General features: G+C 68.3%; 14 protein-coding genes. 7 read left to right on the forward strand and 7 right to left on the reverse strand.

Annotated features, from left to right (window positions below):
- Positions 1-11: 11 nt before the first annotated feature.
- Positions 12-494, reverse strand: coding sequence for a hypothetical protein (locus tag LDO27_RS00640; protein WP_222206224.1), 483 nt, complete (start codon positions 492-494; stop codon positions 12-14).
- Between the two features lie 400 nt (positions 495-894).
- Between LDO27_RS00640 and LDO27_RS00645 the strand changes: the two genes are divergently transcribed.
- From LDO27_RS00645 to LDO27_RS00660, 4 genes are all read left to right on the forward strand, one after another.
- Entirely contained in the window at positions 895-2,109 is a 1,215-nt protein-coding gene (locus LDO27_RS00645) for a Bcr/CflA family multidrug efflux MFS transporter (RefSeq protein WP_224039025.1), read from the forward strand.
- Positions 2,110-2,444: 335 nt separating this feature from the next.
- Positions 2,445-2,726 (forward strand): HU family DNA-binding protein, encoded by a 282-nt coding sequence (locus LDO27_RS00650; protein WP_020202816.1) that lies wholly within the window; start codon positions 2,445-2,447, stop codon positions 2,724-2,726.
- Between the two features lie 189 nt (positions 2,727-2,915).
- Complete coding sequence (locus LDO27_RS00655; protein ID WP_222205311.1) at positions 2,916-3,401, forward strand: acyl-CoA thioesterase; 486 nt, start codon at positions 2,916-2,918, stop codon at positions 3,399-3,401.
- Positions 3,398-3,880, forward strand: a complete 483-nt coding sequence (locus LDO27_RS00660; RefSeq protein ID WP_377747412.1) for a CreA family protein — start codon at positions 3,398-3,400, stop codon at positions 3,878-3,880. The genes LDO27_RS00655 and LDO27_RS00660 overlap by 4 nt, the downstream gene beginning before the upstream one ends.
- Before the next feature lie 16 nt (positions 3,881-3,896).
- Here LDO27_RS00660 and LDO27_RS00665 read toward each other — a convergent pair whose 3' ends face one another.
- From LDO27_RS00665 to LDO27_RS00680, 4 genes are all read right to left on the reverse strand, one after another.
- On the reverse strand, positions 3,897-5,645 hold the full coding sequence (locus LDO27_RS00665; RefSeq protein WP_224039027.1) for a class I adenylate-forming enzyme family protein: 1,749 nt from the start codon (positions 5,643-5,645) through the stop codon (positions 3,897-3,899).
- A gap of 115 nt (positions 5,646-5,760) precedes the next feature.
- Positions 5,761-6,525: an SDR family oxidoreductase gene (locus LDO27_RS00670; protein ID WP_224039028.1), complete on the reverse strand. Its 765-nt coding sequence runs from the start codon at positions 6,523-6,525 to the stop codon at positions 5,761-5,763.
- A 185-nt stretch (positions 6,526-6,710) separates the two neighbouring features.
- Positions 6,711-7,568 (reverse strand): arylamine N-acetyltransferase family protein, encoded by an 858-nt coding sequence (locus LDO27_RS00675; RefSeq protein WP_224039029.1) that lies wholly within the window; start codon positions 7,566-7,568, stop codon positions 6,711-6,713.
- 31 nt (positions 7,569-7,599) lie between these two features.
- Entirely contained in the window at positions 7,600-8,346 is a 747-nt protein-coding gene (locus tag LDO27_RS00680; protein WP_224039030.1) for a Crp/Fnr family transcriptional regulator, read from the reverse strand.
- A 160-nt stretch (positions 8,347-8,506) separates the two neighbouring features.
- Between LDO27_RS00680 and LDO27_RS00685 the strand changes: the two genes are divergently transcribed.
- Complete coding sequence (locus LDO27_RS00685) at positions 8,507-9,004, forward strand: Mpo1 family 2-hydroxy fatty acid dioxygenase (protein ID WP_224039031.1); 498 nt, start codon at positions 8,507-8,509, stop codon at positions 9,002-9,004.
- A gap of 28 nt (positions 9,005-9,032) precedes the next feature.
- Here LDO27_RS00685 and LDO27_RS00690 read toward each other — a convergent pair whose 3' ends face one another.
- Positions 9,033-9,929, reverse strand: a complete 897-nt coding sequence (locus LDO27_RS00690) for a LysR substrate-binding domain-containing protein (protein WP_224039032.1) — start codon at positions 9,927-9,929, stop codon at positions 9,033-9,035.
- 110 nt (positions 9,930-10,039) lie between these two features.
- On the opposite strand from LDO27_RS00690, the gene LDO27_RS00695 reads away from it, so the two are divergent.
- Positions 10,040-11,059, forward strand: coding sequence for a DUF1338 domain-containing protein (locus LDO27_RS00695; protein ID WP_224039033.1), 1,020 nt, complete (start codon positions 10,040-10,042; stop codon positions 11,057-11,059).
- Between the two features lie 82 nt (positions 11,060-11,141).
- On the opposite strand, the gene LDO27_RS00700 is transcribed toward LDO27_RS00695, so the two are convergent.
- Positions 11,142-12,743 carry an alpha/beta hydrolase gene (locus LDO27_RS00700; RefSeq protein WP_224039034.1) on the reverse strand — a complete coding sequence of 534 codons (1,602 nt, stop codon included), beginning with the start codon at positions 12,741-12,743 and terminating at the stop codon, positions 11,142-11,144.
- 281 nt (positions 12,744-13,024) lie between these two features.
- On the opposite strand from LDO27_RS00700, the gene LDO27_RS00705 reads away from it, so the two are divergent.
- On the forward strand, positions 13,025-13,501 hold the full coding sequence (locus tag LDO27_RS00705; RefSeq protein ID WP_222206226.1) for an HU family DNA-binding protein: 477 nt from the start codon (positions 13,025-13,027) through the stop codon (positions 13,499-13,501).
- The last annotated feature ends 46 nt before the right edge of the window (positions 13,502-13,547 follow it).

Genomic DNA, 13,547 nt, shown 5'->3' on the forward strand with positions numbered 1-13,547 from the left:
AGGCGAGCCGCTCAGCGCAGCGCGGAAGTGCAGATGGGACCGTTGATATAGACGTCGCCGACCCGGCGCTCGCCGCGGTCGTTGCGCGTCATGTAGCGGAACATCATGCTCACGCCCAGCTTGGTCAGGATCTCGACGTCGCGGTTCGCGCAGATATTGCGCTGGAGCGGGGCGGCGTAGTTGACTTCGAAGCTGGCCAGATCGAGCATCGGTCCGCGGTAGTTGGTCAGTTCGAGGCTGAACAGGATATGTTTGCCCGGCACCGTATGGCAGCGGCGCAGCCGCGTGTCCTTGTCGATCTCGATGGGGAGGGCGTCGTTGAGCTGGCGGCAGGCCCGCGCCAGTGCGCTGTCGGGCCGGGCGCCACCGCGGAGGAATTCCGGCACGCCGGCCGCGCCGGTGTTCTGGCCCGTGGCCGCGCCCTTGAGCATCTGGGTCAGCGCGTCGGCCGCGTCGACCGCCGCGCTCATCGACGCCGAGGCCGGGGATTGCATGATGACCTGCTTCACCGCGGGCGCCGCGTTGGCAAGCGGTGGTGGCAACAACAGCGCCGAGGCGGTCGCGATGCCAAGCAGGGCAGTCGTCTGGATGTGTGTTGTTCTCATGCAGGTAACGTTGCCTGGACCGGCGCCTAGCCTCGCCGCCTTCGTGCCGTCCATGCGACGGCGCCGACGGTGCTGGCAGGGTGGCATTGTACCCTTGCGACCTGACGGGCGGAACCCGACTCACGTTGCATATACGGTCGCCCTGTCGCGAGGAGCGCTATCCTGCCATGAAGGCCTGCCGGCCGGCGCGGTTTGTTACGCTGTGCAACAATTGCGTCCGCGGCGTTGGCCGGCCCGCGGTCCGGCCCCTGCCAACACGTCGCAACGTGATACTTTTCCCGGGATCTTCATGAACGTCTCCACCCGCGCGCCCCGCGGCGCGCGCTTTCCGCTGTGGCTGCTCGTATGCGCTTCGCTGACCGCGCTCGGCCCGCTGTCCATCGATATGTACCTGCCCGCGTTCCCGACCTTGTCGGCCGAACTGGGCGCGGATATCGGCAGCGTGCAGCTCACGCTGGGCACCTTTCTCGTCGGCCTGGCGCTGGGCCAGGCGTTCTACGGCCCGCTCAGCGACCGCTTCGGCCGCAAGCCGCCGCTGTACGTCGGCCTGGCCCTGTATGCGGTGGCCGCGGCAGGCTGCGCGCTGGCGCGCAACGTGGAAGCACTGATGTTCTGGCGCTTCGTCCAGGCGCTCGGCGGCTGTGCCGGCATGGTGGTGGCGCGGGCGATGATTCGCGACCGGCTGCAGGCGCACGAGTCCGCGCGCGCGTTCTCGTCGCTGATGCTGGTGATGGGCCTCGCGCCGATCCTCGCCCCGATCGTCGGCGGCGCGATCCTGACCGCGTTCGGCTGGCGGGCGATCTTTTGGCTGCTGTCGGTCGTCGGCGTGGCCATCCTGCTGTTGGTGCATCTGCGGCTGGAGGAGTCGCTGGACCGCGCTGGCGTGGTGCCGCTGCAGCTGTCCAAGGTGCTGGCCAACTACGGGCAGTTGCTGCGCGACAAGGAATTTCTCGGCTATTCGCTGTGCGCCGGCTTCGCCCAGGCCGGCATGTTCGCCTATATCGCGGGGTCGCCGTTCGTCCTGATCGAGCTGCACGGCATCGACGCCTCGCACTACGGCTTCGTCTTCGGCGCCAACGCGCTCGGCCTGATCGCGATGTCGCAGCTCAATGCCGCGCTCGTGCGCGGGCGCGAACTGGACGGCGTCCTGCGTCTGGCGTTGCTGGGGCCGTGCGTCGCGGGGCTGACCATCGCCGTGGCCTCGGTGGCCGGCCTGGCGATCCTGCCGGTGCTGCTGGCGGGCTTCTTCGTGTTCGTCGGCGCGCTGGGTTGCATCCTGCCGAACGCCTCGGCGATCGCGCTGACGCATCAGGGCCACCGGGCCGGCACGGCGTCCGCGCTGATGGGAACGCTGCAGTTCTCGCTGGGCACGCTGGCCGGCGCTGCCGTCAGCGTCTGGCGCGATGGCACCGCCTTGCCGCTGACGGTGGTGATGGCGTGCTGCGGGATCGGTGCCGTCCTGATGCGCGCATTCGGACGCGCGTCGGCACGGGCGAATGCATAGGCATTGCCATGCGAACGTGTCACGCCGATGTCGCCGTGCACTGGAATGCGGTATCTCTTATAACCGGCGCGGGGATAAAGTGGGGCGGGTTGCACCATTTTGTGGAGCGGCAAAAACTTGAGTCAGGGATAACCCTCCACGGCTTATTTTCAATAGCCGGAATAAAGGGGCAAAATCCCCGCAAACCCGCGTGATACAACGATCTGCCGATTTTCCGTTGCGTCGGTGCTACTGGGGATTGCCCAACCGGCGGGGGCCGGATTAGACTGCGCCGGTCGGTAAATTTGCCGCCTTGCGGTTACGCCGATCACGACGACCAACAAGGGAAATCAGCCATGAATAAAGGTGAACTGGTGTCTGCCATCGCAGCGGACGCCGAACTGAGCAATGCCGCCGCCGAGCGCGCTCTGAATGCAGCGCTGGACAATATCAAGAAGGCAGTCGCCAAGGGCGATTCGGTAACGCTGGTGGGCTTTGGCAGCTTCGGCTCGGGCAAGCGCGCCGCGCGTACCGGCCGCAACCCGCGTACCGGTGAAACGATCAAGATTCCGGCCGCCAAGACCGTGAAATTCTCGGCCGGCCAGGGTTTCAAGGACGCCGTGAACAAGAAGAAGTAAGCGGGCGTATTCAGCCTACAGAAAAAGCGGCCCCGGGGGGCCGCTTTTTCGTTTCCGGAGTTCGCCGCGCCCCGGCGTGCGGAAGTTTCCGGCCGGTCGGCGGACGCTGCGCCCGTGCTCCGCGTTACACTCTGGCCTTCACCGGTGCCCTGCGCGCCCCGGTTTTTCCTCCCGCATCCGCTCCTCACCATGAACGACCTGTCCCACCAGCTTTCCATGACCGTGCTGATGACGCCGGACATGGCCAACTTCTCCGGCAATGTGCACGGCGGCACCATCCTCAAGTATCTCGACATGGTGGCCTATGCGTGCGCGAGCCGCTACGCCGGCCGCTATGTCGTGACGCTGTCGGTGGACCAGGTGGTATTTCGCCAGCCGATCCACGTGGGCGAACTGGTGACCTTCCTGGCCGCGGTCAACTACACCGGCCGCAGCTCGATGGAAATCGGCATCAAGGTGATTACCGAGAATATCCGCAGCAAGCTGGTACGCCATACCAACAGCTGCTATTTCACGATGGTGGCCGTGGACGATGCCGGCGCCCCTACCGAGGTGCCGCCGCTGGTGCCGCGCGATGCGGTCGAGCGCCAGCGCTTCGCCGCGGCGCAGCAGCGCCGCCAGCTGCGCCAGGAAATGGAGCGCCGGCACGACGAGATCAAGGAGGCCACCTCATGAGGGCAACGACCCGTATGGCATGGCGGGCCTGCGCGGCCGCGCTGCTGTCCGTGGCGGCGAGCGCGCATGCCGAGGAACTTGGCAGCGTCAACACCAATTTCCGCGTGACCGGTTCGGATCGCGTCGTGATCGAAGCCTATGACGATCCCGCGGTGGCCGGCGTGACGTGCTACGTCTCCCGTGCGCGTACCGGCGGCATCAAGGGTGCCATCGGCATGGCGGAGGATCCGGCGGAGGCCTCGATCGCGTGCCGCCAGGTCGGGTCGGTCAGCTTCAAGGCGCCGCTGGCCCAGCAGGAGAGTGTGTTCTCCGAACGCATGTCGGTGCTGTTCAAGAGCCTGCACGTGGTGCGCGTGGTGGACCGCAAGCGCAATACGCTGGTCTACCTGACGTATTCGGACCGCATCGTCTCCGGCAGTCCGCAGAACAGCGTGTCGGCGGTGCCGGTGGCGACCAGCACGCCGATTCCGGTCAAGTGAACCGGGCAGGGGCGCGCTAGGCCTGCGCCTCGAACATCTTGCGCAGCACCGATTTGACGATCTTGCCGTTGGCGTTGCGCGGCAGCATCTCGGGGCAGATGATCACGCGCACCGGCACCTTGAACGCCGCCAGCCGCTCGCGCACGAACGCCTGCAGTTCCGCCTCGGTCGCCTGCGCGCCGGGCTTGAGGCTGACCACCGCGCCCGGTTCCTCGCCGAGCGTGCGATGCGCGATGCCGACCAGCGCGGCGTCCATCACGGCAGGGTGCGCGTACAGCACGCTTTCCACCTCGATGCAGTAGATGTTCTCGCCGCCGCGGATCAGCATGTCCTTCATCCGGTCGACGATATAGAGATAGCCTTCCTCGTCCAGCCGCGCGATGTCGCCGGTCCGCAGCCAGCCGTCGACGAACGTCTGCGCCGTGGCCTCGGGCTTGTTCCAGTAGCCGCGCACGACATTGGCGCCGCGCACCATCAGTTCGCCCACTTCCCCCGGAGGCAGCGCATTGCCGCGGCCGTCGACGATCTTCATCTCGCCGATCGGCAGCGCCGGCCCGCTGCTCTCGGGGCGGTGCAGATACTCTTTGGCGTTATGGCTGGTAAAGGTGGCGGAGGTTTCGGTCATGCCCCAGCCGATGCCGGGCGCCGAATGCGGGAACGTCTCCACGATGCGCCGCACCAGTTCCGCCGAGGCGGGCGCGCCGCCGTAGTTCATGTTCTCCAGCGACGACAGGTCGAAGCGCCCCCGTTCGGGATGCTCGACGATCTGCCACGCGATGGTCGGCACGCCGCCCGCGGCCGTGCAGCGCTCGCGCTCGATCAGCTCCATGGCGCGCAGCGTGTCCCAGCGCCGCATCAGCACGATCTTGCTGCCCGCGTGCAGCGCTGCGTTCAGCACCGCCATGCAGCCGGTGACATGGAAGAAGGGCACCGCCAGCAGGTTGGCCTTTTGCGGCGCGTTGGGGTCCGGTTCGGGAAGCGGTTCGCCGCGGCGCAGGAAATTGCGGGCCGGCCCGAACCCGCCGGCCACGGCGACCGAGGTGGCGTTGCGGTGCGTGCCCACCGCGCCTTTGGGCTTGCCGGTGGTGCCGGAGGTGTAGAACAGCGTGGCATCGTCGTCGGGGTCGATGGCGATGTCGGGCAGCGCTGCGTCCGGCAGCGTGTCCCAGTTCTGCACGCTTCCCGTCACGCTTTCCAGCGGAACGATGCGGGCATCGGCATGGCGTCCGCCGTCGCGGCAGACATAGAGGCGGGCGAGGTCGGGGCAGGCGGGAAGATGTTCGAGAATGCGGTCCAGCCGCTCGTTGTCGACGATGGCTACTTTGGTGCCGGAGTCGGCCAGGCCATACTCCAGTTCCGCGCCCGTCCACCAGGCGTTGAGGGGCGTCACGATGGCCCCGGCCAGCACCGCGCCGTAGAAGGCAGCGGGCCACTCCGGCAGGTTGCGCATGGCGATCGCCACGCGGTCGCCCTTGCGCACGCCGTCGGATACCAGCGCATGCGCGATCGCAATGGCTGCCCGCGCGAAGCCTTCGTAGCGCACCCGTTCGTCTTCGTAGACGACGAAGGTCCTGTCGCCGTGCGAGCGCGCCTGCACAAAGAGGTCGCGCAGCGTGGGCGGCGCGTTCTTCCACACCGTGGTGGGCACTCCGCGAATCGTCAGGACCTCTGTCTCGAACGGCGCGCCCGGCGCGGTCAGCCGCGCATGGGCTTCGGCCAGCGAAATCGCGGGCCAGGATGCTGCCGGTGCGGGAGTTGGCGACATGCTTTCCTTCCTCGTGGCATCGCAACGACGATGTGACGCTCGACCGAGAGCGGGCACCGCACGGATACAGCGGCGTAGTGGCCGGGAGCCGTCGTGGCTCCCGGGGGGGCGCGACTCAGATGGTCACGCCGCCATCCACCACCATGGCCTGCCCCGTCATGAACGTGCTCGCGGCCGAGGCCAGGAACACGGCGGCGCCGGCGATCTCGATCGGCTCGCCGATGCGGCGCAGCGGCGCGCCCTGGGTGGACTGCTTGTAGCGCTCGGGATCCTCCCACAGCGCACGGGCGAAGTCGGTCTTGATCAGCCCCGGGGCGATGCAGTTGACGCGCACGTTGTGCGGCCCGAACTCCACGGCGAGATTGCGCGCGAGCTGGAAGTCGGCGGCCTTGGAGACGTTGTATACCCCGATGGTCGGGGAGCCGCGCAGGCCGCCGATGGACGAGACGATGATGATCGAGCCGTCCTTGCGCTCGATCATCTGCGGGGCCACCATCTGGATCAGCCAGTGGTTGGAGATGACGTTGTTGTCGAGCACCTTGCGGAACTGCTCGTCGGTCACCCCGCTCATCGGGCCGTAGTACGGGTTCGATGCGGCATTGCACACCAGCACGTCGATCTTGCCGAAGGCGCGGTTGGTCTCGTCCACCAGGCGCTGCAGGTCTTCCTTCGACGAGATATTGGCCGGTACCGCGATGGCCGTGCCGTTGCCATGCTTGCCGTTGATGGCGTCCACCACTTCCTGGCAGGCCTCGGCCTTGCGCGACGAGATGACGACCTTGGCGCCCTGTACCGCCATCTGCTCCGCGATGGCGCGGCCGATGCCGCGCGAGGATCCGGTGACGATGGCAACCTTGCCGGTCAGGTCGAACAATGACATGGGTGTCTCCTCCTGTATCGATCCGCGCAGCGGGATCGCGATGTGGTTTTGCGCCGGCGCTCGCGGCGCCGCGTCGCGGCCAATTATGGTGGGGCGCCACGCCTCAGTCCACACCGCGGCGTGGCCGGGCGCGCCCTTATCAGCATTCTTTCCGCAGGCAATGCACGCGGTGCATGACGGCGGCCTCAGCGCGCCGGATCCTGCATCGCCTGCTCCAGCCATCCCGCAAGCCCGGCCTCGGTGTCCGGGTCCAGCACCAGCGCGAAGCGTTCGCGCAGCGCCGCCACGATTTCGCGCGGCGTCTCCAGGGTGTGGTGCGTGGCGCTGCCATCGGGCTCGCGCAGCGTCAGCCGGCCATTGGCCAGCGTGTAGCGCGCGCCGTTCTCGGAGCGCGCCACCGCCAGGGTATGGCGGAAGAAACTGTCCGGGTGCGTGCAGACGAACCAGTTGCGCGGCACGAAATCGACCCAGGGCTGGGGCGTCAGGTCGAAGCGGTACAGCGTGATCCAGTCGCCCGCGCCGCGCGCCTCCAGGTCCAGCGGATGAAAGCCGTCGGCGCCGAAGGCATTGGGCGGGGGCGGCACCAGCCGGTACGAGCGCAGCGCTTCGCCCGGCTCGGACAGCGGCATCGCGCACGGCGGGTTCGGGCCGCCGAAGCCGGCGTCGGCCAGATAGCCGCGGTGCTCGACGTCGACGCGCAGCAGCATGTGCGACTGGGGCGTCGGTACCCCCTCGGAAATATTCCAGCGCACCCGCGCGGCCAGCGGCGTGACCTTGAAGCCGAGCGTTTCCAGCGCGGCGGCGAACAGCGTGTTGAGTTCGAAGCAGTAGCCGCCGCGCCGGCGGGTCACCAGCTTGTCGAAGACTGCATCGAGCTCGATGTCGATCGTCCGGTGCAGCAGTACGTCCACGTTCTCGAACGGGATGTGCGAGAGCTGGGCGCCCAGGATGGCATTGAGCGCGGCAAGCGTCGGCGCGGCGGGGCGGCTTGCGCCGATGCGCGCCAGATAGGCGTTGAGTTGATCGTCGTCCAGGGAGGGCATGGTGTCGGGTCGGATGGATTCGGGCACGTCGTCAGGACAGCTGTTCCAGCGCGGCAAGGTCGAGCAGTTCGATATCGGCATAGCGCAGCCGCAGCAGTCCGCGCGATTCCAGCTCGCGCAGCGCGTGATTGACCGTCTGGCGCGACAGCCCCAGCATCTGGCCGAGCTGCTCCTGCGGGATATGCACCGAGCGCGGCCGCGCCGTGGCCGGGGTCGGGCCCGGGGCGCACGGCTGGTCGCCGTACGCGCGGGCGATGGCGGCCAGCCGGCGCGCGGTGCGGGCCACCGGCGACAGCAGCTGCGCTTCCTCGACATAGCGGAACGCCTCGCGCGTCTTGCCGGCCAGCAGCTTGCCGAATTCGCGCCACCATGCGGGATGGCTGGCGAGCATCGCCTCGAGGCGGTCGCGCGGAATATGCAGCACCGAGCCGCGCGTGGCCGCGTGCGCATCGTGGGTCCGCGCGAGGCCATCGAACAGGCAGATCTCGCCGAACCATGCGCCGGGCTCCAGCAGCCCCAGCAGCGCCGCCTTGCCGTCGACGCCGTGGGCATGGATCAGGACCGCGCCGCTCGCGACGCAATACAGGCCATCGAAGGGATCGCCGCGCGCGAACAGCGCTTCGCCGGCTTCGAGCTTGCGCAGCGCCGCATGGGTCAGCAGCGCATCGCGCATGGCCGAGGGCAGCTCGCGGAACCATGCGCCGGCGCGGATCGACTCCAGCCACGGCGTGGCCTGCGTGGCCGGCAGGGAAGGGGAGGGACGAGGCAGGGGTGGCATGCCGGCAGCTCGGGGCGCGACGTGCATGGCGGTCTCCGGGTTGGGCGCGTAGGCGCTCTTCTGGCGCCGCGCTGGACTGTCAAAAAGCAGACAGACCGCGGCGGGTGCGCTCATTACTATAGTGCCGTCGGCACAGCGGCGTGCCGGTGAAGGAGACCCCGTGAAAACCCTGATCGAACATCTGGCGAACTACGCCGCCTATCATCGCGACCCGCGCAATGTCGCCACGCACTTTATCGGGATTCCGATGATCGTGCTAGCGGTGACGGCCTTGCTCGGCCGGCCCGCCATGCCGCTGGGCGACGGCAGCGCCTACCTGACGCCCGCCATGGTGGTCTACGCGCTGTCCTGCCTGTTCTACCTGCGCCTGTCGCTGGGCTTTGGCGTGGCCATGACGGCGATCCTCGGGGTGTTCCTCTACGCCGGCGCGTGGATCGCCGCGATGCCCACGGGCCAGTGGCTTGGGGTGGGCATCGGACTGTTCGTGCTCGGCTGGGTCATCCAGTTCGTCGGCCACTACTACGAAGGCCGCAAGCCCGCCTTCGTCGACGACCTGGTGGGCCTGCTGATCGGTCCGCTGTTCCTGGTGGCCGAGACAGCGTTCGCGCTCGGGTTGGCGCGCCAGACCCGCGAGGAGATGATCGCGCACGCGCATTGAGCCGCAAGGCAAGCGCCCGCTGGCGTTCTCACCCGGCGGCGCTGGCGCGCAGCCAGTCGCGCAGCTGCAGCACCTTGTCGCCCGGCTCCAGGCCGCGGCGATGGACGAAGTAGTAGGCCTTGCGGTTGTCCGGGGCAACCGCGGGCATGCGCACCGGCACCACGAGCCGGCCGTGCTCGAGCTCCGCGGCGATCAGGATGCGGGGTATCAGGGCCACGCCGAGTCCGGCCGCCGCGGCCTGCGCCAGCATGGTGTAGAGGTCGTAGCGCGGGCCGCGCAGCGTGGGCGGCGCAACGCCGGCCGCCGTGAACCAGTCGCTCCACGCCCGCAGGCGCGTGGTCAGATGCAGCAGCGGCAATTCGCCTAATTGTTCCAGATCGAGCCGCTTGCGGCGGCCCAGCAGGGCCGGACTGCACACCGGCACCGACGGACCCTCCTGCAGGATGGGCTCACCCTCGGTGCCCGGCCATATCCCCTCGCCGTAGTAGATGGCCGCGTCGAAGGCCGTTTCCGCCAGCTCGAACGGCTCCGTGCGCGACGAGAGGTTCAGCGTCAGGTCGGGCAGGGCGCGCGCCATGTCCGGCAGGCGCGGCACCAGCCAGTGGCTGGCGAAGGTCGGTCCGATCGCCAGTTCGATGGAGCGGCCCAGCGGGCGCTGCGCCATCACGTCCAGCGTGACCTGCTCGATCTGCTCCAGACGCTGGCGCACCTCGTCGGCATAGATGCCGCCCGCCGGCGTGAGCGCGATGCGCTTGCGGATGCGGTGGAACAGCGCGATGCCGAGCCTGGCTTCGAGGCCGGCGATCTGCCGGCAGACCGCGCTCTCGGTCACCGCGAGTTCGTCGGCTGCGCGGGTAAAGCTGCCGAGGCGCGCCGCGGCCTCGAACATCTGGAGAGCCGTCAGGCTGGGTATGCCCTTGCGCATAGTGCGATTTTGGAAGGAACGTCCTGCGAAGTTATCAATTGTACGGAGGGCCCGGGAGCCGGACAATGCCTTCCTTCGCGTCACGCGCGCGCATACGTTCCCCCAAAACCATGACCCAATCCAATCTGCAGCGCATTCTCGAAGCCGCTTGCGGCGCCGAACAGGCCGCCGAGTTGATGCAATTGATGAATGTTTCGCCGGCCCTGCTGAACGCGGACGCCCAGAACGCGACGCGCGCCGAGGTGGCCCAGGCGCTGAACATGGTGCTGTTCGCCGGCATCCTGGAGCGGGTGCCCACCGGCATGGCCTATACCCGCGACGTGATCGAGGCGGGCGGCAAGGTGGTGTTCGACCACGGCGCCCTGCGTTCGGTGAAGTGGCCCAGCGGCGCGCTGCCCGCCGGCGAGATCGCCTTCACGCGCATTCTCGGTCCGCTGGGCTACCGCCTGAATGGCGAATACCCGCTGGACCGCATTGGCATGACCGGCCGCTCGTACGCGCACGCCGACCTGCCCGACGATATCGCCCAGTACTTCCTCAGCGAGCTGCATCCCGAGCGCTTCAGCCCGGCGTTCCAGCAGGCGGTGACCCGCGTGCTGTCCTCGTCGGTGGATCCGCTGGGCCCCGACGCTGTCGCCATGCTCGCCGTCCTGGAGCGCGACGGGGCGCTGCCGCTGGCGGACGCCATCCGCCTCGTGCCGCAACTGGCCGCCTGCTTCGCACGCCACCACGCCGCGCCGTCGGAGGCCGACTACGAACTGCTGCTGGCCGAGTCGGCGGAAATGGCGTGGATCGCCACCGAGGGCAACGCCTTCAACCATGCCACCGACCGCGTCGCGGACGTCAACGCGGTGGCCGAGGCGCAGCGCCGCCTTGGCCGGCCGATCAAGGACACCGTCGAAGTGTCCCGTTCGGGCCGCGTGTTGCAGACCGCCTTCAAGGCGGATCCGGTCGAGCGCGAGTTCGTCGGCGAGAACGGCATCATGGTCAAGCGCACGGTGCCGGGGTCGTTCTATGAGTTCATCACGCGCGACTTCGTCCCGCCCGCCAACGGCGCGCCGGCGCGGCTCGATCTGTCGTTCGACGCGGGCAATGCGCAGGGGATTTTCAAGATGACGGCGGCTTGTTGAGCGCGTTTGCGGGGTGAGGGTGACCGCCGGCTCCCCGCGACGGTTTTCGATTCCCCCGCCATTGACGCCGAAAGCTTAGCCCCTAAGGCGTCGGCACCTCCTCATACCCCTCCTCATCTTCCCCGAACCCCACGGGCAACCGCGGCTCCGGCGTGCGCGAGCGCAGCGCGTTGGCCGTGGCCCGCTCGCGCGCCGCGTCGGGAAGCGGCACGGCGCCAGCCGCCCCCGGCCCCATGCCTTCCTCGATGCGGGCCAGCATATAGGGATAGAACGGATTCGATGAAATCCGGAACAGCGCGTCCAGATTGACGATCAGCGCACCGCGCTCGCCCCGCGCACTGAGCGCGCCCAGCGTCAGGCCGTACTCCCGGGCGGCGTCGGCGGCCGGGCGCATGCCGTACAGCGGGTCGTCCAGCGGGAAGGGCAGGGCCACATGCGACAGCGAGAAGACCTCCGGGGGATAGGGAATGTCGAGCGTGCGCGCGCGCGCCGACTCCTGCCCGGGCTCGATGACCCTCTCTACCGTGCCGCCCGCGCCATCCGCGGTGCTCGCGATCACCGTCAGGCGATACAGCTCGGGCAGCGGCGGCATCATGCGTTCCAGCGCCCGCGCGGAGCGGGTGTTGAGCAGGGCGCCGACCTTGAGGTCGCGGTTCACGTCGAACAGCACCAGTTCGCTGCCGTTCGCTGGCAGATAGGCGTACAGGGCGGTGAGCACGGCGGGGGTGCTGACGGTGAAGTCCATCACCGACTGAAAGGTCAGCACCGGCGGCAGCTTTGCCATCGCCGGCGTGGCGGCCATCCGCACGATCTGCTCCTGCAGCGCGGCGGTGAGCCGGTAGGACTGGCGCGCGCCGTTGACGGGGAACGAGTTGTACTTGAAGGGATTGAACTCCGGCATGACGTCCAGCCACGCGGCCTTGGCGAATGCGGGCAGCACGGCCGGCAGCCCGGCCAGTCCTGCCATGCGGGCAAAGCGCGTGATGCCGATCATCGGGGACAGCAGTACCAGCCGTTCGGGGCGCGCCAGTCCGGTCTGCTCCAGCGAGTCCAGCGCGTACTTCATCGCCAGCGCGCCCCCGTTGGAAAACCCCACCAGATGCAGCGGCGCATCGTCGCCCGCCTGCCGGCGCGCCTCGCGCACGGCAAGCCGCGTGGCGGCCATCCAGCTCTCCCATTCGATATCGCTCAGTCCGGCCGGCACCGTGCCGTGTCCCGGCATGCGGATGCCGATGGCGACGAAGCCGCGCTCCTGATAGCGGCGCGCGATATGCCGCAGGCTGTACGGCGAGTCGGTCAGGCCGTGCAGCAGCACCACCGCGCCCACCGGCTTGCCCGCCGGCGCCAGCGTGTAGGAGCGGTTCCAGTCCTGACGGAAGCCGGCCGGGTCGATCACGCTGCCGCGATAGTAGCGGTTGATCGGAACCGAGCCGGCGGCGTTCCCCGTGTCCTGCACGACCTCGCGGCGTACCTGCGCGAACAGCGCGTCCTCGTGCCGCAGGTACGTCTGCCAGTCCGCGCCCTCGATCTCGCTCGCGGAGAGCTCCTGCGGCACGACCTTGTGCCAGGGCGACAGCGGTGCTCCGCGCCACGCGCCCCAGGCCCGCAGGCCGAGGCCGATGATCAGCAGGGCGACCACCAGCCCCACGACCCACAGCAACACCCTGGCGATTCGTCTTCTCATGGCGAACGGCGCTCCGGCAGCGGCAATGCCGCACTATCGCGCCGGTGCTGCGCACGCGCAAGCCCCGCTTTGCCGGCGGTTTGCGCGCCGCGCGAGTCCGTCGACCGCAAAAAGCGCGGCAAAACCCGGGGTTTTTACGAGGTCAGCCTATGCCAATGCACGAAAACCCCTTGAAATCCGCTACTTTCCGCTATGATTCAGTGGCCGCCGCGCCCACGTTCGACAGCACGAGCCCATCGGACGAAGCGCGGTGTTCATCTGTCCAACTCATCCTGAACAACATGGCGACCAAAGCGAAACCGTCCGCGAAGACTGAAACCAAGCCCGCCGGCAAGAAGGCCGCGGCAACCAAGGCGCCCGCGAAGAAGGCGGCTCCCGTGAAGGCCGCTGCGAAGCAGGCCGCGCCGGCGAAGAAGGCGGCCACGGCCGCGGCCGTGACGCCCCGTCCGTTGAAGGACACCTTCAACAAGTCGAGCCTGGTCGCTCATCTGGTCGCCCAGACTCAAGTCGATGCCAAGGCCGTGAAGACGGTGCTCGCGCATCTCGAAAACACCATCGTCAGCGCGCTGAACAAGAAGGGCGCCGGCGAATTCACGCTGCCCGGCCTGATGAAGATCACGGCCCAGCAGGTGCCGGCGAAGAAGAAGCGCTTCGGCAAGGACCCGTTCTCCGGCGAGGAGCGCTGGTTCCCGGCCAAGCCGGCGAGCGTCAAGGTCAAGGTCCGCCCGCTGAAGAAGCTGAAGGACGCCGCGGCGTAAACGGCGCCTGCGGAAACGAAGAGGGAGTCGCTACGCGACTCCCTTT

The sequence above is a fragment of the Cupriavidus respiraculi genome (genome assembly GCF_914271545.1).
Taxonomy (GTDB): Bacteria; Pseudomonadota; Gammaproteobacteria; order Burkholderiales; family Burkholderiaceae; genus Cupriavidus; species Cupriavidus respiraculi.